The sequence below is a fragment of the Pseudomonas sp. NMI542_15 genome (genome assembly GCF_021283425.1).
Classification (GTDB): Bacteria; Pseudomonadota; Gammaproteobacteria; order Pseudomonadales; family Pseudomonadaceae; genus Aquipseudomonas; species Aquipseudomonas fortuita.
On record NZ_JAJSRO010000038.1, the window covers coordinates 1 to 23,366 of the forward strand.

Sequence of the window (23,366 nt, forward strand, 5' to 3'; positions counted from 1 at the left end):
TGTCGTTCCGATGTCGCTGGAAGTGGGGCGCATTATAAGGGGATTCAGAAGGGCGTCAACCTTTAATTTCAAGAAACTGAAATATAAGCAGGAAACACCGTAGAAAGGCCACCAGGTGTCCGCCACAACACAGTCAGCGCCTGTGAGATCGAGCGCCGCGCGGGCGGCGCTCGATCTCACAGGCGCCACAAGATCAAAGGCAAGCACCTTTCACAGCCACTACTATCTCGAGACCGACCCTTGGCAGCCCCACCTCACTCTCAAACCGCCCTGCCCTGCTTCCGACCAACCCTCGAAAGCCCCCGCCCAACAGCAGGAATCCGCAGCACCATCAGCACAGCACCAATAAACGCATAGACAGCCCACTCCCGCAGGTCCGAACGCACAATCCACAAAAAGTGCAGCAACCCCAGCCCAAGAACCAGATACACCAACCTGTGCAGCTTCTTCCACCGCGCCCCCAGCCGCCGCTGGCTATACCGATTCGAGGTAGCCGCCAAGGCCAGCAAGCACAGGAACCCAAGCGCACCCACAATAATGTAGGGCCGCTTACTCAGCTCCACCGCCAACTGCCCCCAATCCAGCCCAAGAATAAAGAACAGGTAACAAAGGATGTGCAGCACTATATAAGCAAACACCCACAACCCCAGCTGCCGACGCACCACGATCCACCCCGACCAGCCCGTCACCTTCTGCAGTGGCGTCATGCTCAAGGTCACCAACAGGAAGGTGAGTGCCCCAAGCCCAAGGCGATCCATCATGATCTTCCCGGGGTCAGGCCCCAGCAGGTTCATCGCTGCCTCATATAACCACCACGCCGGGAACAGACATCCCACGACGAAAATAGCCAGGCGAAACCAGGGGTAACGCATCAATAGTTCTTCCGCAGATCGAGCCCGGTATACAGCGACGCCACTTCATCGGCGTAGCCATTAAACATCTGAGTCTCTCGCACATTGGGGCTGAACAACCCGCTGGGCAATCGGCGCTCACGTGCCTGGCTCCAGCGCGGGTGATCGACCGCAGGGTTCACATTGGCATAGAAGCCATACTCATCCGGCGCCAGCCCTTCCCAGGTAGTGCCGGGCTGTTCAGCCACCAAACTGATGCGCACGATCGACTTGATGCTCTTGAAGCCATACTTCCACGGCACCACCAGGCGCAACGGCGCGCCATTCTGGTTCGGCAGTTCGCGGCCATACATGCCTACCGCCAGGATCGCCAAAGGGTGCATTGCCTCGTCCAGGCGAAGCCCCTCTCTATAAGGCCAGTCGATCAGGGCGAACCCCGAACGCTGCCCGGGCATGTGCTGCGGATCCTTCAATGTTTCGAAGCGCACATACCGCGCCTTGGACGTGGGCTCCACCTGCTTGAGCACCTGCGCCAAAGGGAATCCCAACCAAGGGATAACCATCGACCAAGCCTCTACGCAACGCAGCCGATAAATCCGCTCTTCAAGCTGATAAGGCTTGACGAAGTCTTCCAGCGCATAGCGCCCAGGCTTGCCCACCTCACCATCCACCACAACCGACCACGGCTCGGTCTTCAGGCTATCGCCATTGGCTGCCGGGTCACCCTTGTCGGGCCCGAACTCGTAAAAATTGTTGTAATGGGTGGCATCCTTGAACGGCGTGATCGCCTCGTCCTTCACCGTCATCGCCTGCCAGCGCGTGGCAGCGAGCTTGTCGGCGAACCAGGCTGGCGCGGTGCCGGCCTGCACATCGGCATAACGCGAGACTTCTGCAGCCCCAGCCCCGCCTGGCAGGGCGCCCAGCGCCAGACCGGCCAACGAGCCACCCAGCAATGTGCGACGGGAAAGGTAGATGCCTTCTGGCGTGATCTGCGAGGCCTTGCACTCGGAAGACCTGGGAAGCTTGATGAGCATGGGCGGCTCCATAGCACTGGGTAACGGATGTACCAGTATGACTATGGAGCCGGAAGGTTATTCCAGCGTTAAGCGATTTTCACGCTTTGCGCCGGCGCGCCTTCAGCAGGAACTGGATCGGGCCAGATGCCGCATACGCGAGGAAGATCAGCAGCAGGATGCGCGGCGGGTCGCTGAACACGACGGCAAATACCAGCACCACGGCAAGGATGGCCACGAACGGCACGCGCCCCTTGAGGTCCAGCTCCTTGAAGCTGTTGTACTTGATATTGCTGACCATCAGCATGCCGGCAGCCGCTACCAGCAGCGCCACCAGGAACGACAGCTTGGAGCCCTGAATGCCGTAATCGCTGAACGCCCACACGGTACCCGCCACCACCCCTGCGGCAGCCGGGCTGGCCAGGCCGATGAAGTAACGCTTGTCGGCAGTGCCGACCTGGGTATTGAAGCGTGCCAGACGCAACGCTGCACCGGCCACATAAATGAAGGCGACCATCCAGCCGACCTTGCCCATGTCACCCAGCGCCCAGCCAAATGCCAGCAAAGCAGGGGCCACGCCGAAGGCAACCATGTCCGACAGCGAGTCGTACTCGGCACCGAAGGCACTCTGGGTATTGGTCATGCGTGCAACGCGGCCGTCCAGGCCATCGAGCACCATGGCCACGAAGATGGCGATGGCGGCAAAGGCGAAGTACTTGCTCGCCTCGCGCGGGTCACCGGCACTCAGGGCGCTCTGTGCGCTCATCGAGCTGATGATGGAATAGAAGCCGGCAAACAGGTTGGCGGTGGTAAACAGGTTGGGCAGCAGGTAGATGCCGCGGTGGCGCACCTTGCGGCCTTCGGCGTCATGCCCTTCTTCAACGTGCTCATCGACAGGTAGCAGGCTTTCGGCGTCGGAGGGCTTGTTCGGCTCTTCGGGACGTTCGCTCATAAAGGGTACCTTGCAACAGGATGGAAAATGTTCGACACGGGCCCGCGAAACAGGTTCTGACAGCAGGCCACTGGTCTGCTTTATACCAGAAGCGGGCTCCCAGAACGAAAAAACGCGGCCGAAGCCGCGTTTTTCATCTATCGATAAGACTTAGTTCTTGGTCTTGTCGACGATTTTGTTAGCCGAGATCCACGGCATCATCGAGCGCAGTTGCTCGCCGATGATTTCGATACCGTGAGCGGCGTTGTTGCGGCGCTTGGCGGTCATCGATGGGTAGTTGGTAGCACCTTCGGAGATGAACATCTTCGCGTACTCGCCGTCCTGGATGCGCTTCAGAGCGTTGCGCATGGCCTTGCGGGATTCTTCGTTGATGACTTCCGGGCCGGTAACGTACTCACCGTATTCGGCGTTGTTGGAGATCGAGTAGTTCATGTTGGCGATGCCGCCTTCGTACATGAGGTCAACGATCAGCTTCAGTTCGTGCAGGCACTCGAAGTAGGCCATTTCTGGCGCGTAGCCAGCTTCGACCAGGGTTTCGAAACCGGCTTTGACCAGCTCGACGGTACCGCCGCACAGAACGGCCTGCTCACCGAACAGGTCGGTTTCAGTCTCGTCCTTGAAGGTGGTTTCGATGATGCCGGTACGGCCACCACCAACGCCCGAAGCGTAAGACAGGGCGACGTTCTTGGCATTGCCCGAAGCGTCCTGGTAGATAGCGATCAGGTCAGGGATGCCGCCGCCTTTGACGAACTCGGAGCGAACGGTGTGGCCCGGGGCCTTCGGTGCGATCATGATCACGTCGAGGTCGGCACGCGGAACAACCTGGTTGTAGTGGATCGAGAAGCCGTGGGAGAAGGCCAGGGTAGCGCCCTTCTTGATGTTCGGCTCGATCTCGTTCTTGTACAGCGCGCCCTGGAACTCGTCCGGGGTCAGGATCATGACCAGGTCAGCCGCAGCGACAGCGGTTGCAACGTCGGCAACTTTCAGGCCGTGGGCTTCAGCCTTGGCAACGGTAGCCGAACCTTTACGCAGACCGACGGTAACGTCTACACCGGAGTCCTTCAGGTTGCACGCTTGAGCGTGGCCCTGGGAGCCGTAACCGATGATGGCGACTTTCTTGCCCTGGATGATGGAAAGGTCGCAGTCTTTATCGTAGAAAACTTTCATGAAATACCCCTGGTTATATCTCGGCCCCTGCGGAGCCATCGCTAATTTTTGAATTTAGATGCTGAGCACTTTGTCGCCACGGGCAATGCCGGTAACGCCGCTGCGCACGGTTTCGAGAATCGATGCAGTGCCGATCGCCTGGATGAAGCTGTCCAGTTTGTCACTGGTGCCGCTCAGCTGCACGGTGTACACGCTGGCGGTCACGTCGACAATCTGGCCACGGAAGATATCCGTGGTGCGCTTGATCTCGGCGCGCTGGGCACCGGTGGCCTTGACCTTGACCAGCATCAGTTCGCGCTCGATATGAGCGCTTTCCGACAGGTCGACAAGCTTGACCACTTCGACCAGCTTGTTCAGGTTCTTGGTGATCTGTTCGATCACTTCGTCATGGCCAACGGTGGTCAGCGTCAGACGCGACAGGGTCGGGTCTTCGGTCGGCGCCACGGTCAGGCTTTCAATGTTGTAGTTGCGCTGGGAGAACAGGCCGACCACACGGGACAACGCACCTGGTTCGTTTTCCAGCAGCAGGGAAATGATGTGCCGCATATCAGGTACGCTCCGTCTTGCTCAGCCACATGTCACGCATCGAGCCATCCTTGATCTGCATCGGATAGACATGCTCGCTGCGGTCAACCGCGATGTCGATGAACACCAGGCGGTCCTTCATCGCAAACGCTTCTTCCAGCTTCGGCTTGAGGTCCTTCAGGCTGGTGATGCGGATACCCACATGGCCATAGGCCTCGGCCAGCTTGATGAAGTCAGGCAGCGACTCGACGTACGAGTGCGAGTGACGACCGTTGTAGGCCATGTCCTGCCACTGGCGGACCATGCCCAGCACACCGTTGTTCAGGTTGACGATTTTCACCGGCAGGCCGTACTGCATGCAGGTGGACAGCTCCTGGATGTTCATCTGGATGCTGCCTTCGCCGGTCACACAGGCAACGTCCTGGTCCGGGAAGTTGAGCTTCACGCCCATCGCCGCCGGGAAGCCGAAGCCCATGGTGCCCAGGCCACCGGAGTTGATCCAGCGGTTCGGCTTGTTGAAGCGGTAATACTGCGCCGCAAACATCTGGTGCTGGCCCACGTCGGAGGTCACAAAGGCATCGCCATTGGTCACTTCGCACAGGGTCTCGATGACTTTCTGCGGTTTGATGACGTTGCCATCGCCCTTGTCGTAAGGGAACAGCTCGCCATCGCCACGCCATTCGTCAATCTGCTTCCACCAGGCATCCAGCGCCGCCTTGTCAGGCTGCTCGCCGATTTCCTTGAGGATGCCGAGCATTTCGCTGAGCACGCTGTCGACCGGACCAACGATTGGCACGTCGGCTTTGATCATCTTGGAGATCGACGCCGGGTCGATGTCGATGTGGATGATCTTGGCGTTCGGGCAGAACTTGGCCGGGCCGTTGACCACACGGTCGTCAAAGCGTGCGCCCACAGCGAGGATCACGTCGGCATTGTGCATGGCCATGTTGGCGGTGTAGCTGCCGTGCATGCCAAGCATGCCGAGGAACTGGCGGTCAGTACCCGGGAAGCCACCCAGCCCCATCAGGGTGTTGGTGACCGGCAGGTTCAGCGACTTGGCGATTTCGGTCAGGGCTTCGGAGCCACCACCCAGAATCACGCCACCACCGGAGTAGACGATCGGGCGCTTGGCAGCCAGGAGCATCTCGGCAGCCTTGCGGATCTGGCCAGAATGGCCACGGACCGCCGGGCTGTAGGAGCGCAGCTTGACCTTTTTCGGATAGACGTATTCGAACTTCTCGGCCGGGTTGGTCATATCTTTTGGAATGTCGACCACGACCGGACCTGGGCGACCGGATTGCGCCAGGTAGAAAGCTTTCTTGAGGACTTCAGGGATCTCGGTCGGGTTCTTGATCATGAAGCTGTGCTTCACGATCGGCCGCGAGATACCAATCATGTCGGTTTCCTGGAAGGCATCGGTACCCACCATGGTGCTAGGCACCTGGCCGGACAGGATGACCATCGGAATCGAATCCATGTAGGCGGTGGCAATGCCGGTAATGGCATTGGTCGCGCCCGGGCCGGAGGTTACCAGCACCACACCGGCCTTGCCGGTGGCGCGGGCATAGCCGTCCGCCATATGGGTTGCCGCCTGCTCGTGACGAACCAGGATGTGTTCCACTTCCGGTTCTTTGAACAGCGCGTCGTAAACATGCAGGAGAGCACCACCAGGGTACCCGTAGATGTGCTTAACGCCTTCGTCACGCAAAAAGCGGACGACCATCTCAGCGCCAGATAAAAGCTCCACGTTGTTCACCTCTAAAACGCCAGAATACCGTCCCTAGTGGACGGGTCTTAATAGGTTTACTGCCAAGCAGAGCATGAGCGAAAACGTCAGCACTGACTGAGCAAGTATTGGGAGCACCCCAGAGTGTTGCGGGGTTTTCCCACCCAGCGCGAGGTAACGCGTTGCGGGGTGTAACAGGTCGGCGCGGGTGTGCACCTCATGATCTGCCTAGCGGGTCTGCTTCTGGCAGTCCCTCTACAGCGGAAGTTGGATTCTTGTGATTCGGCGCCAACATGTCAAGAAAAATTATTGCCAATTTTTCCCCAAGATGAATTCCTGCCACCACTAAAAATCGCTTCAGCAGCAGAATAAATAAGATTTCCACAAAAAAGGGCCACAATCTGCGGCCCTTGAAGGAAAAACTGAAGAAATCAGGCGGAAGGAGCGATCAATTGGTCAAATGCTGCCAACAGTCGGCGCAGCTCACGACTTTGCTCCGGCCGGTCGGTAAACACGGTCTCTGCCATGACCAGGATGCTGGAGGCGTTGGGCAGGGGATGGCCCAGCTCGATGATGATCTTCATGCGCGGCAGGAAAATCCATTGCAGCCACTGCTCGAAACTGAGGGTATCGACAGCGAACGGCACAGTACTGGCCAATGCCTCGTCGCTGGGTGGCTCGTCATCCCACCACCCCTGCACCACCAGTTCACGTTCGATCAGCAACAGGTGGTCGGCAATATCCAGAATACGTTGCTCGATCATCACGAATTGACCCGTGCCTTCTGCCGGGCCAGTGCTGCGCCAGCGCTGTCACCTTGCTTTTCACGGGCCTGGGCGATGGTGTTCCATAGCTCGGCCTGCAGGCTTGGCCGGCCGTTGGCGTAAGTCAGGGCGCGACGCGCCAACTGTTCGGCCTGGGCGGCATCACCCTGCGACAGGCGTACCTGGGCCAGGCGGTACAGCACTTGCGGCTCGCGCGGGGCAATACGCTGGGCACGCTCAAGGCTCGAAGCAGCGCCGTTGAAGTCACCACTGCCCTGCTGGGTCTGCGCGGTGGTCAACAGGGCCAGCACCGGGCCATCTAGCTGCTCGTCGGCCGACAGACCACCGGCAGCGGTGCTGCTGCGCGGAATACCGGTTGGCGCGCTGGTGCTTGCCGGGGCGCTGTTCATGGCCGCGATGTCGAACGGCTCGTCGGCGATCGGGTTCGGGTTTGTGGTCATCGGCGCCGAACTGACCGGGCCCGGGGTAATCGGGCCAGGCGTGATAGGCGAGGTGCTGATCGGTGCCGCGCCATTGGCAGCCGGGAACGTCTGGATACCTGAAGCGCCAGCGCCCTGCGGAATCATCACGGTAACACCGGAGTCTTCGGGCAGCGTCTGCGCTTGCGCGGTGCCCGTGTTATAGCCACCCGCCGAGCGGTTAGCCGTCACGCGCTCGCTGTTGGACACGCGGGTGCTCGAATCGACCACCGGTATATTGCCGCGCGGGACGCTGGAGCACCCCTGGAGCACAGCCAACGCCGTCACGGCAGGAAACAGCCACTTGTTCACGTCACACCTCATCAATGCAGCCTGTGCTTAATTCATCCAGCCTTTGACCCAGTCCATGACCGACTCGGCAGGATTCTGCTCGCCGCCACAGGTCGCACCGGCGGGCGGTTCACTCCCGCGAATATACGGCATCTGCACCGCTCCCGGACAGCTGGCATCAGACCCATGGCCAGTGTAAGGGTCGATCCAGGCCTGCACCACGTTGTCCGGTTGCGGCATGTCCAGCGGCAGCGGGTCGGCCTTTTTCATGAAACTGGTCCATACCTGCAGGGCACCGGTGGCACCGGTAAAGGGTGTTTTGCCGTTATCGTCACGGCCCATCCACACCACGGCCAGCAGGTCCTGGCTGAAGCCGGAGAACCAGCTGTCGCGCGAGTCGTTACTGGTACCGGTCTTGCCCGCCAGGGTCAGCGAGCGCGGCAAGGTGTTGTACACCGAGCGCCCGGTACCTTCGCGCATGACCCGCTGCATGGCGTTCTGCACCAGGTAGATGGCGCCCGGGTCGAAGGTTTGCTGGATCTGGAACGGGTAGCGCTTGAGCGGCTCGCCTTCGGCAGTCAACACGCTGCGGATACCGCGCATCGGGGTGTTGAAACCGCCGTTGGCGATGGTCTGGTACATGGTTGCAACCTGCATCGGCGACATGCCACCAGCACCCAGCAGCATGGCCGGGAAGGCTGGCCAGTCGACATTTACCCCTAGCCGGCCAATGGTCTTGATCACATTGGGCACGCCCACTTCCAGGCCAAGCTTGGCAGTCGAAAGGTTGTACGAGTTGGCAAGCCCCTGATACAGGTAGATGGTGCCATGCGGTCGACGGTCGTAGTTCTGTGGGCGCCAGACCTGACCATCGGCACCCTTGACCGAAAATGGCTCATCCTGCACCCAGCTGGTCAGGGTGTACTTGCTCGGCTGCTCCAGCGCAGTCAGGTACACCGACGGTTTTACCAGCGAGCCGATCGGCCGCACAGCATCAATGGCCCGGTTGAAACCGGCGAAGCCTGCCAGGCGGCTGCCGATCAGCGCCTGTACCTCACCGGTTTCCGGGTTGGTCACGACCATTGCCGATTCCACCTCGTCAGCACCCTTGCGCCCCGACAGGCGCTTGAAGGTCTCGCTCATCGAAGTTTCGGCCTTCATCTGCAGGATCGGGTCGAAGCTGGTGAAAATACGCAGGCCTTCTTCAGTCAAGTCTTCGTCGCGGTAGTCCTGGCGCAGTTGACGCTTGACCAGGTCGAGGAAGGCCGGGAACGAGCTGTCAGCCAGGCTGCCGCGCTTGGTCACGCCCAGCGGCATCTTCTTCGCTGCATCGACTTCCGCCTGGCTGGCCACGCCTTGCTCGGCCACCAGGTCGAGCACCAGGTTGCGGCGAGCCAGGGCACGGTCAGGGTAACGCCGCGGGTTGTAGTAGGACGGGCCTTTGACCATGCCTACCAGCAGGGCGATCTGGTGCAGTTTCAGCTCAGACAGCGGTTGGCTGAAGAAGAACTGGCTGGCCAGACCGAAACCGTGAACTGCACGTTGGCCATCCTGACCGACGAACACCTCGTTGAGGTAGGCCTCGAGAATCTCGCGCTTGTCGTAATGCAGCTCAAGCAGCATCGCCATCATTGCCTCGGTCAGCTTTCGGCTGAGGCTGCGCTCACTGCTGAGGTAGAAGTTCTTCACCAGCTGTTGGGTCAGGGTACTGCCGCCCTGGCGCATGGACCCCGACGATGTGTTGACCCACATTGCCCGGGCGATGGACTTGGGCGACACGCCGTAGTGGCTGTAGAAGTCGCGGTCTTCGGTCGCTACCAGTGTTTCGAGCAGGTACTTGGGTACCTGATCGATCTTGATCAGGATGCGGTCTTCGAGGTTCTTCGGGTAGATGCCGCCGATCATCAGCGGCTCCAGCCGCACCACGTCGAGCGCCTTGCCGTTGGCCGCAGAAAGGCCCGCCACGTAATCGCCGGAGAAGCGCACGCGCACGAACTGCGCCGGTTCCATCCCCTCGTAGAACTGGAAGCCACGGGTGTTGAGGTCGACGGTATTGCCGTTGACGGCCGCCGCACCCGGGCCGTTGGCCGCGCTCTCACGCCGGTAGCCGAGCGCATCGAGTTCGGTAAGGAAGTCGTTTTTGCTCAGTTTTTGACCAGTAAAGAGCTCCAGCGGCCGGGCATACACCTTGGCCGGGATGGTCCAGCGCTTGCCGGAGAACTTCTCCTGCACGACAGCATCGAGGTAAACCGCGAAGCCGGCAACGATCACCAGGCCTACCAGGCTGAGCTTCAAAGCCCAGCCCAGCCAGGCGCGAGAGCGGCTGGTCGAGGGTTTCTGAGGGGTACGAGGATTTCGAGATCGGGTCATGGCGGCGGATTATACGCACTTTATAAAGGCTGGGCAGACGGCCCAGCGGTAGGCAGGGACGGCACCATTGACCATAATGGCGCATTCGAATTCCCTGCCCCGGAAGGATTTGCCGTGAGCCAAGCTCTTATCACTGCGTTGCAGAACCCCGCCCTGTACCCTCACCCCGTGGATGGGTTCCAGCTCATCGAGACGCATATCTCCTGGGTGCTGCTCACCGGCGAGTACGCCTACAAGATCAAGAAACCGATGAACTTCGGCTTCCTCGATTTCACCGAACTGGGTCAGCGCCAGCATTTCTGTAACGAAGAGTTGCGCCTGAATCAGCGCATGACCGATGGCCTGTACCTGGAGGTATTGGCGGTGACCGGTAGTGTCGAAGCGCCGCAGATCGGTGGCGACGGCGAGGCCATCGAATACGCGCTGAAGATGCGCCAGTTCCCTCAGGGGCAGATGCTCAGCACCCTGCAGGCCAATGGTGAACTGAATGCCGCGCACATTGACCAGATGGCCCGGCAAATCGCCGAGTTTCACCTGCAGACCCCCAAGGTATCTGCCGAGCAGCCCTACGGTTCGCCTGAAAGCGTCATGGCCCCGGTCGAGCAGAACTTCGAGCAGATCCGCCCATTCCTCAGCGACAAGGCCGACCTGCTGCAACTGGACAACCTGCAGGCGTGGGCGCGGAGCAGTTTCGAGCGGCTGCAAGGCCTGTTCGCCTCGCGCAAGGCCAATGGCTTTATCCGCGAGTGTCATGGCGACATCCACCTGGGCAACGCGACCCTGATCAACGGCCAGGTGGTGATCTTCGACTGCATCGAGTTCAACGAACCGTTCCGCATGACCGATGTCTGGGCCGACACCGGCTTCCTCGCCATGGACCTGGAAGATCGCGGCCTCAAGTGCCTGGCACGACGTTTCATCAGTCAGTACCTGGAGCTGACCGGCGATTATGAAGGCCTGGAGGTGCTCAACTTCTACAAAGCCTATCGCGCCCTGGTACGGGCCAAGGTCGCGCTGTTCAGCATGCCGGCCAATGCCGATGGCGTGCAGCGGGCCACTACCCTGCGCACCTACCGCAACTACGCCAACCTGGCGGAAAGCTACAGCGCCATCCCTTCGCGGCTGCTGGCCATCACCCATGGTGTCTCGGCAGTGGGCAAGAGCCACGTGGCAATGCGCCTGGTCGAGGCCTTGGGCGCCATTCGCGTGCGCTCCGACGTCGAGCGCAAGCGCCTGTTCGGCGATCAGCCGCACGACCACGCCGGCCAACTGACTGCCGGCATTTATGACCCGGATGCCAGTGCCGCCACCTACCAACGTTTGCATGAAGTGGCAGCCACCGTTTTGCGCGCCGGCTTCCCGGTGGTGCTGGATGCCACCTACCTCAAGCGTGAACAGCGCCAGGCTGCTGCAGACGTCGCCAGCCAGACCGGTGTGCCGTTCCTGATCCTCGACTGCCACGCACCCGAGGCCGTCATCGCCAGCTGGCTGGAGCAGCGTCAGGCCGAAAACACCGACCCCTCCGATGCAACCCTGGATGTGGTCAAGGCCCAGCAGGCGAGCCGTGAAGCGTTGGATGCGCAGGAGCTGGTGCAGAGCACACGGGTCGATACCCAGGATGCTGGCAGCATGGACCAGGTGATCGAGCAGATTCGCCAGCGGTTGCCAGGCCTGTAAGTTCGCCGTTTTCCTGTACCGGCCCCATCGCCGGCAAGCCAGCTCCCACAGTTACACCCTCGCCCTCAAGGCCTGCGGTGTACCTGTGGGGGCTGGCTTGCCGGCGATGGGGCCAGAACAGGCTACTTCCCAAAGGCAGTTCATCGCCCCCGATGGCAAAAGGCCGCGCATTTCTTAACCCCCGCTACACTCCTCTCTGACCTGCTCGCGATTTATCCTCCAATCCACGTTCAGCCATCGCAAGGAGGCTCGATGAACGATGAATTGCAGCACCTGAAGAACCTTGGCAAGACCTCTGCGCAGTGGCTGCATGCCGCCGGCATCCACAGCGCATCGGATCTGCGTCGCCTGGGTGCGGTGGGTGCCTACCAGGCCGTCAAGACTCGAGGGTTCCGCGCCTCCAAGGTGCTGTTGTACGCCATTGAGGGCGCCTTGCTGGACATGCACTGGAACGATTTGCCGCTCGAACGCAAAGAAGCGCTCAATCAACAACTGGACGCGAAAAATCCTACGCAAAAAAATCCAAAATAATCGTGGGGAAGGGATTGACGCCTGAATGAGAATTGTTATGATTATCACAACTGGTCGCGAGACTGGTTGGATAACCTAAGAGCCCCTGGTTCGGACTCTCAGATTATCTCCTCATCAGGCTAATCACGGTTATTGACCCGGCATTTTGCCGGGTCTTTTTTTGCCTGGGGGTTTGTGCCGCCTGGCCCACACTACTGGCGAAACTGCGCGCAGTAATCCTGCTCCGGCATCGCCGCGGTGTACCACACGTAATCAGCCTGGCCTGGCTCAACCTGCTCGCCCACCTCGGCCAGCAGCAATACCTTGGTCTCCCCCGACGCCGACGCCCCCAGATCTGCCAGGTGCAAGGGTATGCCCAGGTCCTTGCGCACGTGATAGGCCCCGGCAAACAGCAACGCTGGCTGCGGCGCGGACAGCAACCGCTCGGCCATGCGCCGGTCGCGCTGCTGCTGCACAGCCAGCATCGCCGGCAACTGGCTTTCCGGCAGCATCCCACAATGGCCAGCGCGTACCTGCTCGAGCAAAGCACCCTTTACCGCCGGTGCATTGGACCTTTTGCCAGTCAGCGGGGCTGGCTGTCGATAGGCCTGACGCATCTCACCCGGCGACAGGTTGGCGGCCAGCAGTTGCACTCGGTCCTGCAAGGCCTCACGCACTATCGGCCCGTACAGCTGCCAATCCCACCCTTCCTGCCAGGCCAGCGCCTTGGGCAAGTTCGCCGGCAGCGGCTGCCCCTGAACCTTGTCGACCAGCGGTTGCTGCTCAGGCTGCAGCATTTCCAGCAGGAGACTGCCTTGCACGCGCTTCCCCTGCATCGCGCGTAGCAGCCAGAGTTGCAACGCGTGATGGTCCGGGTTGTCATGTTTTTCGCCCACCAGCACGCGAGGGGTGCCTGCCAGGCGCTGCACCAGTTGCTCAGGGCTGATCGCCCGGCCACTGGCAAGATCGATGATGTGCCCCAACTCGGCATGCGTGCGCCCTTCACTGCTCTGCCAGGAGGGCAGTGGCGGCAGGCTGGCCTGGCAGCCGCCCAGTGAAAACATCAGGCAAAGCGAGAAACCCGACAGCAGCAGATGACGCATCGACAATGCCTCCTAGCGTGTGATGATCAGTGGGTGCCCACGCTCTGGGTGCGCCTGCACCAGTACGTCGATACCGTACACCGCCTTCAGTGCCGCTGGCGTCAATACCGCTTCGGGCGTGGCAAACGCATGGCAGCGCCCCTGCTCCAGCAACAGGATACGGTCACAGTAGCGCGCAGCCAGATTCAGGTCATGCAGGATCACCAGCACCGCAGCGCCGCGGTCGGCGAAGCGGCGCACGGATTCAAGGGTAGTGTGCTGGTGCAGTGGGTCGAGCATCGAGGTCGGTTCGTCGAGCAGCAGCGTGGCCCCCTCCTCGCCCGGCCATAGCTGGGCCAGCACGCGGGCCAGGTGCACCCGCTGGCGCTCGCCACCGGAGAGCGCCAGGTAACTGCGCCCCACCAGGTGCCAGGCATCCGCCGCCTGCAACGCCGCTTCGACAATTTGCGCATCGCGCTGCTGCCCGGTGCCATGAGGCATGCGCCCCATGCCCACCACTTCCTCGACCCGGAACGAGAAGCCCAGGCTGGACACCTGTGGCAACACTGCCAGGCGCCTGGCCCGCTCCTGCCCAGGCCAATCGGTGAGGGGCCGGCCCTGCAACGTCACCCGCCCTCGCTCGGGCGCCAGCTCGCCACACAACACAGCCAGCAGGCTGCTCTTGCCGGCACCGTTGGGGCCGAGCACACCCACCACCTGCCCCGGGCTCAGTTGCAGGTGAATGTCGTGCAGCACTTCGTTGCTCCCCCGCCGCAGGTGCAGGCCTTCGACTTGCAACATCAGCTGCGCCCTCTTATCAGCAGGACCAGAAAGAACGGCGCACCGATGAAGGCCGTGACAATACCAATCGGCAACTCGGCAGGTGCCAGCAGCAGCCGCGCCGCCAGGTCGGCGAACAGCATCAGCACGCCCCCGGCCAGCAACGAGGCCGGTAGCACCACGCGGTGATCAGGCCCGGCCAGCAAGCGCACCAGGTGCGGCACCACCAGGCCGATAAAACCGATCAGCCCTGCTGCTGCCACTGCCGCACCTACGCCCAGCGCCGTGCAGAACACCAGCTCGCGCTTGAGTCGCTCCACGTCAACGCCCAGGTGGCGCGCCTCCGACTCACCCAGTAACAGGGCATTCAGCGCCTTGGCCCGGCGCGGCAGCCACACCGCTACCCCCGCCGCCACCAGTAGCAACGGCCACAGCCGTTCGTAGCTGGCACCGTTCAGGCTGCCGAGGTTCCAGAATGTCAGTGTGCGCAGGGTGGCGTCGTCGGCCAGGTAAGAGAACAGCCCAACGGCCGCGCCGCCCAGCGCAGTCATGGCCACGCCCGCCAGCAGCATCGTGGCAACGTTGGTCTGGCCATCGCGCCGCCCCAGTCGGTAGACCAACGCGGTCACCCCAAGCCCCCCGACAAAAGCGCAGAACGACAACAGATAGGGCGCGAAAGCGTCCGGCATGCCGCCAAACCAGGCACCACCGACAATGGCGACCGCTGCACCCATCGCCGCCCCAGCGGCAACCCCCACCAGCCCTGGATCGGCCAGCGGGTTGCGGAACAGCCCCTGCATGGCCACGCCGGACAGCGCCAGCACCGCGCCCACCGCCAGCCCGAGCAAGGTACGCGGCAGGCGGATCTGGCCCAGGATCATCTCGGCCTGCTGCAGGCCGTCAGCCGCAATCGGCAGCCCCAACAGGCGCAGGCCGGCGCGCAGGGTGTCGAACAGCGGCAGGCTGACCGGCCCCAAGGCCAGCGACAACCACACCGCCAACAGGCACAGCAGACTAAGGCAAATGAACAACGTACGTGGCTGGACCCGCTGTTTCATTGCGCGAAGCTGGCCTGGGCCGCCGGGTAGAAGGTGGCTGCCAGCGACTGCAAGGTCGATGGCAGGCGTGGGCCAAGCCCGCCTACCAGCAGCGTCGGGTCCAGTGACACCAGGCGTTTCTCACGCACAGCCTGCGAGGCAGCCAGCGCGGGGTTTTCTTTCAACAGCGCCTGCAAGGCCTGCTCATCGGCCAGCGCCCGGTCGGAAAACACGATCACATCCGGGTCCAGCGCCGCCAAGGCTTCGTTGGAGAAGTTCTTGTAGCCTTGATGTTCTGCCAGGTTGTGCCCACCCGCCTGGCCCAGCAGCCAGTCACCCGCAGTGCCCTGCCCGGCGATCAGCGGCTTGGCCCCGGCATGGCCGACCAGCAGTAGCACCCCAGGTGCCTTTTGCCCTGCCTGAGCCTGCTTGACCTTGGCCTGCACCGCCTCGATCTGCTGGTGGTAGCCCGCCGCCAACGCCGAAGCTTGCTGCTCTGCGCCAAGCAACTGCCCCAGATGCTTGAGGTTTTCATCCACCGCCGTCAGTTCGGCCTTGCTGGAGAACAACTCCACCTGCACACCGGCCTTGCGAATTTGCGCCAGTACCGGCGGCGGGCCCATTTCCTCGGTGCCCACCAGTACATCCGGGCGCAGGCTGAGAATGCCTTCAGCGGACAACTGCCGCTGGTAACCCACGCTGGGCAGTGATTTCAGCGATGCCGGGTGCTGGCTGGTGGTGTCCACACCGACAAGCCGTGCTTCGCCGCCCAATGCAGTTATCCACTCGCTCAGGGCGCCACCCGCGCTGACCCAGCGTTGCGGCAACTCGGCCGCCAGGGCCGTGGTGGAGAGCACAAGGCTTGCGCAGAGGGCGAGCAAGGCGACTGGACGGCGCATCATGGGGTTCCTTCTGAAGGCGAGCCGCGCGCCTTGTGGCGGGCGACAGAACTGCGCACCATAGGGGCCAGGCGCAGCGAATGCGGGCAATTTGATAATTATTCGCATTGACGCGTCAAGTCATCATCTGTTTCATGAGTCGTCCTTGCCATGCACTTGCTCTGTACCTCCCACACCCTGGCCGAAGGCCAAAGCCGCGCCTTCAGCGTAGACGGCCTCGAACTGTTCGGCGTGCGCCGCCAGGGCCAGGTGTACCTCTACCGCAACCGGTGCCCGCACCGCAGCATCCCGCTGAACTGGACGCAAGATGCCTTTCTCGATGACAGCGCCAGCCTCATCCACTGCGCCCACCATGGCGCGCTGTTCCTGATTGAAAGCGGCGAGTGCGTAGCCGGCCCTTGCGAGGGTGAGCAACTGCTGGCCCTGGGCTGTCACGAAGACAGCCAAGGCATCTGGCTCACGGCGTAAGCAGCACCGGCAGGCGGCAATCAATAACAATGCCTTCGGCGCTCAGGCGGGTGCCGTAGGCCAGCACCTCCACCCCGTCCGCCACCGCCGCACGCAGGGCCTGGGCATAGGCTGCGTCGATTTCCTCTGCTGGGCGTACGGCATTGATGCCAGTCAGGTTCACGCAGTACAACTGCACCGCCCGCACGCCCTGCCGGGCCAGCTTCGCCAGCTCGCGCAGGTGCTTGGCACCGCGCTGTGTCACCGCATCGGGAAAAGCCGCGACCGTGCTGTCGGGGTAACCCAAGGTCACGCTCTTCACCTCGACATACGCGGGGGCACCGTCGAACTCCAGGCGAAAGTCGATGCGGCTGCTTTCCTCTCCGTACGCGACTTCGCGCTTGAGCGCGGTAAAACCGGCCAGTTCGGCGATGACGCCGGCCCGCAGTGCCTCTTCGACCAGCGCGTTAGCCCGCCCAGTGTTCACACAGGCCAGCCGCCCCTGTGGGGTTTCGCTGATTTCCCAGGTGCCTGGCAGTTTGCGCTTGGGGTCGTTGGAGCGGCTAAACCACACCTGCCCGCCTTCACGCATGCAATTGAGCATGGAGCCGGTGTTCGGGCAGTGAATGGTCAGCTGTTCGCCGCTGGCCAGTTCGATGTCCGCCAGAAAGCGCTTGTAACGGCGCAGCAGACGGCCCTGTTCGAGTGGGGGATAGAACTGCATCAGCCTTGCCAGCTCCGCAGGCCACGGGCAATGCGCTGCACCGCCTCTTCCAGGCGCGGCAGGCTCTGGGTGTAGGCAAAGCGCACATGGTGCCCAGCCAGGTGACGGCCAAAGTCCAGGCCCGGCGTAAAGGCCACGTGCTCGGTTTCCAGAAAGTGCCGGCAGAAGGCAAACGCATCACCACCAAAGGCACTGATATCGGCATACAGGTAAAACGCCCCCTGCGGCTCGACGGCTATGCGGAAGCCCAGTTCGCGCAGGGCGGGCAGCAGGTAGTCGCGGCGGCGGGCGAACTCGGCGCGGCGCTCCTCGAAAATGGCCAGGCTCTCGGGCTGGAAGCATGCCAGCGCGGCATGCTGGGCCATGCTCGGTGCACTGATGTACAGGTTCTGCGCCAGTTTCTCCAGGTCGGCCACTGCGCCGGGTGGGGCCACCAGCCAGCCAAGGCGCCAACCGGTCATGCCGTAATACTTGGAAAAACTATTCAGGACGAACGCCGAGTCGTCGACTTCCAGCACGCTTGGCGCGTCCATGCCATAGGTGAGGCCATGGTAGATCTCGTCCACCACCAGGTGGCCATGCCGCTCATGGGTGGCTTTGGCAAGGCTGGCCAACGCTTCGCGCCCCAGCACAGTACCAGTCGGGTTAGCCGGCGACGCGACCAGGGCACCGACGGTGTCCTTGTCCCAGTAACGTTCGACCAGGTCGGCGGTCAGCTGGTAGTTCACCTCCGGGCCCACCGGCACCAGCTGCGCCCCGCCCTCGACCAGGCGCAGGAAGTGGCGATTGCACGGGTAACCCGGGTCGGCCAGCAGCCAGTGCTTGCCCGGGTCGACCAGCAGACTGCTGGCCAGCAGCAGCGCGCCAGAACCACCTGGGGTAATCAGGATGCGCTGCGGGTCGATATTCAGGCCATAACGCTGGCCATAAAAGCCGGCGATCGCTTCACGCAGTGCCGGCAGGCCGCGTGCAGCGGTGTAGCGGGTGTGCCCGGCAGCCAGCGCGGCCTGGCCGGCGGCGACGATCGGTGCGGCCGTGGTGAAGTCCGGCTCGCCGATTTCCAGGTGGATCACGTCGTGCCCGGCCGCCTGCAGCTCGTTGGCCCGGGCCAGCAGCGCCATGACGTGGAAGGGTTCGATGGCGCGGCTGCGCGCACTGTAGGGGTGGGCCATGACCTTCTCTCAATTGGGTCTAAACTGGAGATTCTACCTCTGCACGCCAACGAACGTACGGCTCGCGCCGATGTCAATAAGCAGGATCGGGCGGGGTAGCGCACCCCCGATCTATCTGGTAAGTTCGGCGGCTCGCAGTCGCAGGGCCGGCGGTCGCCGGGGATGGAGCATCCTGCGCATTGGATCAGATGAGTGAGAGGCGGTCTATTCATGTCCACCGTAGAAAAGCAAAAAACCGGAACCATGTACGGTGTCGAGCCCTATAAAGAGACCAAGGGCGAAGAGTACATGGGTGAGCCCATGAAGAAGCACTTCACCAAGCTTCTCAATGCCTGGAAAGGCGAGCTCATGCACAGTGTGGATCGCACCGTAGACCACATGAAGGATGAAGCTGCGAACTTCCCGGACCCGGCCGACCGTGCCAGCCAGGAAGAAGAATTTGCTCTTGAGCTGCGCAACCGTGACCGCGAGCGCAAGCTGATCAAGAAAATCGACAAGACCCTGCAGAAGATCCAGGACGAAGAGTACGGCTGGTGTGATTCCTGCGGCATCGAGATCGGCCTGCGCCGTCTGGAAGCCCGTCCGACCGCAGACCTGTGTTTCGACTGCAAGGAAATTGCCGAGAAAAAGGAAAAAACGGTCGGTAAAGGCTGACCTTTCTTCCACCTGAACGGGGCGCTTCATGCGCCCCGTTTCATTTATATGCCCAGCCTGACATGACCGACTCCAGCTACATCGGGCGCTTCGCCCCCACCCCCAGCGGCTTTTTGCACTTCGGCTCGCTGGTCGCCGCCCTGGCCTCCTGGCTCGACGCCCGCGCCGTGAACGGCCGCTGGTTGCTGCGCATGGAAGACACCGACCCACCCCGGGAAATGCCCGGTGCCCGTGATGCCATCCTGCAAACCCTGGAGCGTTACGCGCTGGAATGGGATGGCGAGGTCGTGTTCCAGAGCCAGCGGCACGACGCCTATGCCGCGGTCGTCGACCGCCTGTTCAACCTGGGCCTGGCCTATGCCTGTACCTGCTCGCGCAAGCAGCTGGAGGGCTACAACGGCATTTACCCAGGCCTGTGCCGCAATGCCGGCCATGCCCGTGAAGGTGCGGCGATCCGCTTGCGCGTGCCAGAGCTGATCTACCGCTTTACCGACCGGGTGCAGGGCGAGTACCAGCAACACCTGGGGCGTGAGGTAGGCGACTTTGTCATCCAGCGCCGCGACGGGCTGTATGCGTACCAGCTGGCGGTGGTGCTGGACGATGCCTGGCAGGGTGTTACCGACATCGTGCGCGGCGCCGACCTGCTCGACAACACCCCGCGGCAGCTGTACCTGCAGGAGCTGCTGGGCTTCTCACAGCCGCGCTATCTGCATATTCCGCTGATCGTGCAGCCGGATGGGCACAAGCTGGGCAAGTCGTACCGGTCGCCACCCCTGCAGGCTGAGCATGCTACACCGCTGCTGTTGCGGGCATTGCGGGCGCTGGGGCAAGAAACAGACCCCGATTTACTACTGGCTACGCCGGCTGAAGTGTTGGCGATAGCCCGCAAGCAGTGGCGGCCGGAGGCGATCGCGCAGCGGACCACGGTGCCTGAGGCTGATTTGCGCTGAGGCAGGCCCGGCGCTTTCGCGGGCAAACCAACCCTCAATAACAAAAGCCCAATAATTTCAAACCCTTGGCTAACGCAATGGATTCCCGCTAGCATCCCCCCAGTCATTTGCGCCAATAATAAGTCCAAGCCCGCAGCGCCCAACCATCGAGGCCAGCATGTACATCTATCGTTTGGTCCTGCTTCTGGTCGTGGGGATCTACCTGTTCTCCCCGGCCATCATGGACTGGTGGATCGAACCGACCGGAGCCTGGTACCGCCCGTACCTGCTCTGGCTGATCCTGATCGTCGTCACCTTCATCCTGCAGAGCCAACGAGATGCCGATGAGCTTTAGCCTGACCCAGATGATCCTGATCAGCGCCGGGTACCTCATGGTGCTGTTTGGCGTGGCCTGGATCAGCGAGCGCGGGTTGATCCCGCGTTCGATCATTCGCCACCCCCTCACCTACACCCTGTCGCTGGGCGTGTATGCCAGTGCCTGGGCCTTTTATGGCTCGGTGGGCCTGGCCTACCAGTACGGCTATGGCTTCCTGGCCTGTTACCTGGGGGTATCCGGCGCATTCCTGCTGGCACCGGTGTTGCTCTACCCGATCCTCAAGATCACCCGCACCTACCAGCTTTCATCGCTGGCCGACCTGCTGGCGTTCCGCTTTCGCAGCACCTGGGCCGGCGCATTGACCACCATCATCATGCTGATAGGCGTGTTGCCCTTGCTGGCGCTGCAGATACAGGCGGTGGCCGACTCGATCAGCATCCTCACCGGTGAGCCGGTCAAGGCCAGGGTAGCCTTTGCGTTCTGTACGCTGATCATTCTGTTCACCATCTTCTTCGGCTCGCGACACATTGCCACGCGCGAAAAACACGAAGGGCTGGTGTTCGCCATCGCCTTCGAGTCGGTGATCAAGCTGCTGGCCTTGGGCGGCATAGGCCTTTACGCCCTGTACGGCGTATTCGGTGGCCCGCACGAGCTGGAGGTCTGGCTACTGCAGAACCAGACCGCCCTGGCCGCCCTGCACACCCCGCTGCAGGAAGGCCCATGGCGCACCCTGCTGCTGGTGTTCTTCGCCTCGGCCATCGTCATGCCGCACATGTACCACATGGCCTTCACCGAAAACCTCAACCCACGCTCGCTGGTCAGTGCCAGCTGGGGCCTGCCGCTGTTCCTGCTGCTGATGAGCCTGGCCGTGCCGCTGGTGCTGTGGGCCGGCCTGCGCCTGGGCGCCAGCACCAACCCCGAGTACTTCACCCTGGGCCTGGGGATTGCCGCCAACAACGAAGCACTGGCGCTGCTGGCCTACATCGGCGGCTTGTCAGCCGCCAGCGGCCTGATCATCGTCACCACCCTGGCACTGTCAGGCATGGCCCTCAACCACCTGGTGCTGCCCCTGTACCAGCCCCCGGCCGAAGGCAACATCTACCGTTGGCTGAAGTGGACACGCCGCGCGCTGATCGTCGCCATCATTACCGCCGGCTTCATGTTCTACCTGACCCAGAACAACCACCAGAGCCTGGCCAACCTGGGCATTGTCGCTTTCGTCGCCACCCTGCAGTTCCTGCCGGGCGTACTATCGGTGCTGTACTGGCCCACCGCCAACCGGCGCGGCTTCATCGCCGGGTTGCTGGCCGGCACCCTGGTGTGGATGGTGACCATGCTGCTGCCGCTGCTGGGCAACCTGCAGGGCTTCTATATACCGCTGCTGGACATGATCTATGTGCTGGACGATACCAGCTGGCACATGGCGGCCATTGCCTCGCTGGCGGCCAACGTTTTGCTGTTCACCCTGATCTCGCTGTTCACCAACGCCAGCAGCGAAGAAGTCAGCGCGGCAGAAGCCTGCGCCGTGGACAACGTACGCCGCCCGCAGCGCCGCGAGTTGCACGCCGCCTCGCCGCAGGAGTTTGCCACCCAACTGGCCAAGCCGCTGGGTGCCAAGGCTGCACAAAAAGAAGTGGAGCAGGCCCTGCGTGACCTCTACTTACCGTTCGACGAGCGCCGCCCCTACGCCTTGCGCCGCCTGCGCGACCGCATCGAGGCCAACCTGTCCGGCCTGATGGGCCCGAGCGTGGCCCAGGACATGGTCGAAACCTTCCTGCCCTACAAGTCCGGTAACGAAAACTATGTGACCGAAGACATCCATTTCATCGAAAGCCGCCTGGAAGACTACCACTCGCGCCTGACCGGCCTGGCCGCCGAGCTCGACGCCCTGCGCCGCTACCATCGCCAGACCCTGCAAGAGCTGCCCATGGGCGTGTGTTCGCTGGCCAAGGACCAGGAAATCCTGATGTGGAACAAGGCCATGGAAGAGCTCACCGGCATCGCCGCCAAGCACGTGGTCGGCTCGCGTCTGCTCACCATCGACGAGCCCTGGCGCGGCCTGCTGCAAGGCTTCATCAACCTGCCCGACGAGCACTTGCACAAGCAGCGCCTGGCACTGGACGGGCAACCGCGCTGGCTGAACCTGCACAAGGCAGCCATTGACGAGCCCCTGGCACCCGGTAACAGCGGCCTTGTGCTGTTGGTGGAAGACCTTACCGAAACCCAGGCACTGGAAGACAAGCTTGTGCACTCCGAGCGCCTGGCCAGCATTGGGCGCCTGGCCGCCGGCGTGGCCCACGAAATCGGCAACCCGATAACCGGCATCGCCTGCCTGGCGCAAAACCTGCGCGAGGAACGCGAGGGCGATGGCGAAATCATCGAGCTGTCCAGCCAGATCCTCGACCAGACCAAGCGGGTGTCGCGCATCGTCCAGTCATTGATGAGCTTCGCCCATGCCGGCGGCAGCCACCAGAACAGCGAAGAACCGGTGTGCCTGGCCGAAGTGGCGCAGGACGCCATCGGTCTGCTGGCCTTGAACCGGCGCAATTTCGAAGTCCAGTTCTTCAACCTCTGCAACCCCGACCATTGGGCCGAAGGGGACCCGCAGCGCCTGGCCCAGGTGCTGATCAACCTGCTCTCCAACGCCCGCGACGCATCAAAGCCCGGCAGTGCCGTGCGCGTGCGCACCGAGGTCAGCGAACACACCGTCGACCTGATCGTCGAGGACGAGGGCAGCGGGATACCGAAGAACATCATGGACCGCCTGTTCGAGCCCTTCTTCACCACCAAGGACCCTGGCGAGGGAACCGGACTGGGGCTCGCTCTGGTCTATTCCATCGTGGAAGAGCATTATGGGCAAATCACCATCGACAGCCCGGCCGATATCGAACGGCAACGTGGCACCCGGATCCGCGTGACCCTGCCCCGGCATGTCGTAGCGACGTCCCCTGAAATTCGAGACCGTCGAGAGAATTGAATC

General features: G+C 62.3%; 22 protein-coding genes. 7 read left to right on the forward strand and 15 right to left on the reverse strand.

Features of this window, described 5'->3' with window-relative positions; genetic code table 11:
- Positions 1-260 precede the first annotated feature (260 nt).
- The 9 genes from msrQ to mrcB all read right to left on the reverse strand — a co-directional run bounded on the left by msrQ (position 261) and on the right by mrcB (position 10,138).
- Positions 261-872 carry a protein-methionine-sulfoxide reductase heme-binding subunit MsrQ gene (gene msrQ / locus LU684_RS29320; RefSeq protein WP_023046899.1) on the reverse strand — a complete coding sequence of 204 codons (612 nt, stop codon included), beginning with the start codon at positions 870-872 and terminating at the stop codon, positions 261-263.
- On the reverse strand, positions 872-1,885 hold the full coding sequence (gene msrP, locus LU684_RS29325; RefSeq protein WP_070086836.1) for a protein-methionine-sulfoxide reductase catalytic subunit MsrP: 1,014 nt from the start codon (positions 1,883-1,885) through the stop codon (positions 872-874). Before msrP ends, msrQ begins: the two co-directional genes overlap by 1 nt.
- Before the next feature lie 79 nt (positions 1,886-1,964).
- Positions 1,965-2,816 carry a CDP-diacylglycerol--serine O-phosphatidyltransferase gene (pssA, locus tag LU684_RS29330; RefSeq protein WP_003250045.1) on the reverse strand — a complete coding sequence of 284 codons (852 nt, stop codon included), beginning with the start codon at positions 2,814-2,816 and terminating at the stop codon, positions 1,965-1,967.
- Positions 2,817-2,966: 150 nt separating this feature from the next.
- Positions 2,967-3,983 (reverse strand): ketol-acid reductoisomerase, encoded by a 1,017-nt coding sequence (ilvC, locus tag LU684_RS29335; RefSeq protein ID WP_003250043.1) that lies wholly within the window; start codon positions 3,981-3,983, stop codon positions 2,967-2,969.
- 54 nt (positions 3,984-4,037) lie between these two features.
- On the reverse strand, positions 4,038-4,529 hold the full coding sequence (ilvN, locus tag LU684_RS29340; protein ID WP_003250040.1) for an acetolactate synthase small subunit: 492 nt from the start codon (positions 4,527-4,529) through the stop codon (positions 4,038-4,040).
- Between the two features lies 1 nt (position 4,530).
- Positions 4,531-6,255: an acetolactate synthase 3 large subunit gene (locus LU684_RS29345; RefSeq protein ID WP_031311555.1), complete on the reverse strand. Its 1,725-nt coding sequence runs from the start codon at positions 6,253-6,255 to the stop codon at positions 4,531-4,533.
- A gap of 410 nt (positions 6,256-6,665) precedes the next feature.
- Positions 6,666-6,998: a YqcC family protein gene (locus LU684_RS29350; protein ID WP_016489137.1), complete on the reverse strand. Its 333-nt coding sequence runs from the start codon at positions 6,996-6,998 to the stop codon at positions 6,666-6,668.
- Positions 6,998-7,801 carry a tetratricopeptide repeat protein gene (locus LU684_RS29355; protein ID WP_016489138.1) on the reverse strand — a complete coding sequence of 268 codons (804 nt, stop codon included), beginning with the start codon at positions 7,799-7,801 and terminating at the stop codon, positions 6,998-7,000. Before LU684_RS29355 ends, LU684_RS29350 begins: the two co-directional genes overlap by 1 nt.
- A gap of 15 nt (positions 7,802-7,816) precedes the next feature.
- Positions 7,817-10,138: a penicillin-binding protein 1B gene (gene mrcB / locus LU684_RS29360; RefSeq protein WP_016489139.1), complete on the reverse strand. Its 2,322-nt coding sequence runs from the start codon at positions 10,136-10,138 to the stop codon at positions 7,817-7,819.
- Positions 10,139-10,252: 114 nt separating this feature from the next.
- Between mrcB and LU684_RS29365 the strand changes: the two genes are divergently transcribed.
- Positions 10,253-11,815 (forward strand): bifunctional aminoglycoside phosphotransferase/ATP-binding protein, encoded by a 1,563-nt coding sequence (locus tag LU684_RS29365; RefSeq protein ID WP_210669104.1) that lies wholly within the window; start codon positions 10,253-10,255, stop codon positions 11,813-11,815.
- A 252-nt stretch (positions 11,816-12,067) separates the two neighbouring features.
- Positions 12,068-12,346 (forward strand): TfoX/Sxy family protein, encoded by a 279-nt coding sequence (locus LU684_RS29370; protein WP_016489141.1) that lies wholly within the window; start codon positions 12,068-12,070, stop codon positions 12,344-12,346.
- 191 nt (positions 12,347-12,537) lie between these two features.
- Here LU684_RS29370 and LU684_RS29375 read toward each other — a convergent pair whose 3' ends face one another.
- From LU684_RS29375 to LU684_RS29390, 4 genes are read right to left on the reverse strand one after another with little or no spacing between them, the layout of a single operon-like run.
- Positions 12,538-13,428, reverse strand: a complete 891-nt coding sequence (locus LU684_RS29375) for a ChaN family lipoprotein (protein ID WP_060519906.1) — start codon at positions 13,426-13,428, stop codon at positions 12,538-12,540.
- Between the two features lie 12 nt (positions 13,429-13,440).
- On the reverse strand, positions 13,441-14,208 hold the full coding sequence (locus LU684_RS29380; RefSeq protein ID WP_016489143.1) for a heme ABC transporter ATP-binding protein: 768 nt from the start codon (positions 14,206-14,208) through the stop codon (positions 13,441-13,443).
- The gene (locus LU684_RS29385; RefSeq protein WP_161775545.1) at positions 14,208-15,191 is read right to left on the reverse strand and encodes a FecCD family ABC transporter permease; all 984 of its coding nucleotides are present in this window, start codon (positions 15,189-15,191) and stop codon (positions 14,208-14,210) included. The genes LU684_RS29380 and LU684_RS29385 overlap by 1 nt, the downstream gene beginning before the upstream one ends.
- Before the next feature lie 50 nt (positions 15,192-15,241).
- Entirely contained in the window at positions 15,242-16,126 is an 885-nt protein-coding gene (locus LU684_RS29390; protein ID WP_232895319.1) for a heme/hemin ABC transporter substrate-binding protein, read from the reverse strand.
- Between the two features lie 147 nt (positions 16,127-16,273).
- On the opposite strand from LU684_RS29390, the gene LU684_RS29395 reads away from it, so the two are divergent.
- A complete protein-coding gene (locus LU684_RS29395) occupies positions 16,274-16,591 on the forward strand; it encodes a Rieske (2Fe-2S) protein (protein WP_016489146.1) in 318 nt (105 codons plus the stop codon).
- Here the strand turns inward: LU684_RS29395 and sfsA are convergent.
- The gene (gene sfsA, locus LU684_RS29400; protein ID WP_023049291.1) at positions 16,581-17,294 is read right to left on the reverse strand and encodes a DNA/RNA nuclease SfsA; all 714 of its coding nucleotides are present in this window, start codon (positions 17,292-17,294) and stop codon (positions 16,581-16,583) included. The two genes, LU684_RS29395 and sfsA, sit on opposite strands and share 11 nt — an antisense overlap.
- Complete coding sequence (locus LU684_RS29405; protein WP_016489148.1) at positions 17,294-18,466, reverse strand: pyridoxal phosphate-dependent aminotransferase; 1,173 nt, start codon at positions 18,464-18,466, stop codon at positions 17,294-17,296. Before LU684_RS29405 ends, sfsA begins: the two co-directional genes overlap by 1 nt.
- Positions 18,467-18,676: 210 nt before the next feature.
- Here LU684_RS29405 and dksA point away from each other — a divergent pair, with 210 nt between their 5' ends.
- The 4 genes from dksA (at position 18,677) to LU684_RS29425 (ending at position 23,363) form a co-directional block, all read left to right on the forward strand.
- Positions 18,677-19,120 carry an RNA polymerase-binding protein DksA gene (gene dksA / locus LU684_RS29410; RefSeq protein ID WP_016489149.1) on the forward strand — a complete coding sequence of 148 codons (444 nt, stop codon included), beginning with the start codon at positions 18,677-18,679 and terminating at the stop codon, positions 19,118-19,120.
- 62 nt (positions 19,121-19,182) lie between these two features.
- Positions 19,183-20,070, forward strand: a complete 888-nt coding sequence (gluQRS, locus tag LU684_RS29415) for a tRNA glutamyl-Q(34) synthetase GluQRS (protein WP_102690025.1) — start codon at positions 19,183-19,185, stop codon at positions 20,068-20,070.
- Positions 20,071-20,227: 157 nt separating this feature from the next.
- Complete coding sequence (locus tag LU684_RS29420; protein ID WP_003250005.1) at positions 20,228-20,404, forward strand: hypothetical protein; 177 nt, start codon at positions 20,228-20,230, stop codon at positions 20,402-20,404.
- Positions 20,388-23,363, forward strand: coding sequence for a sensor histidine kinase (locus LU684_RS29425; RefSeq protein WP_016489151.1), 2,976 nt, complete (start codon positions 20,388-20,390; stop codon positions 23,361-23,363). Before LU684_RS29420 ends, LU684_RS29425 begins: the two co-directional genes overlap by 17 nt.
- Positions 23,364-23,366 lie beyond the last annotated feature (3 nt).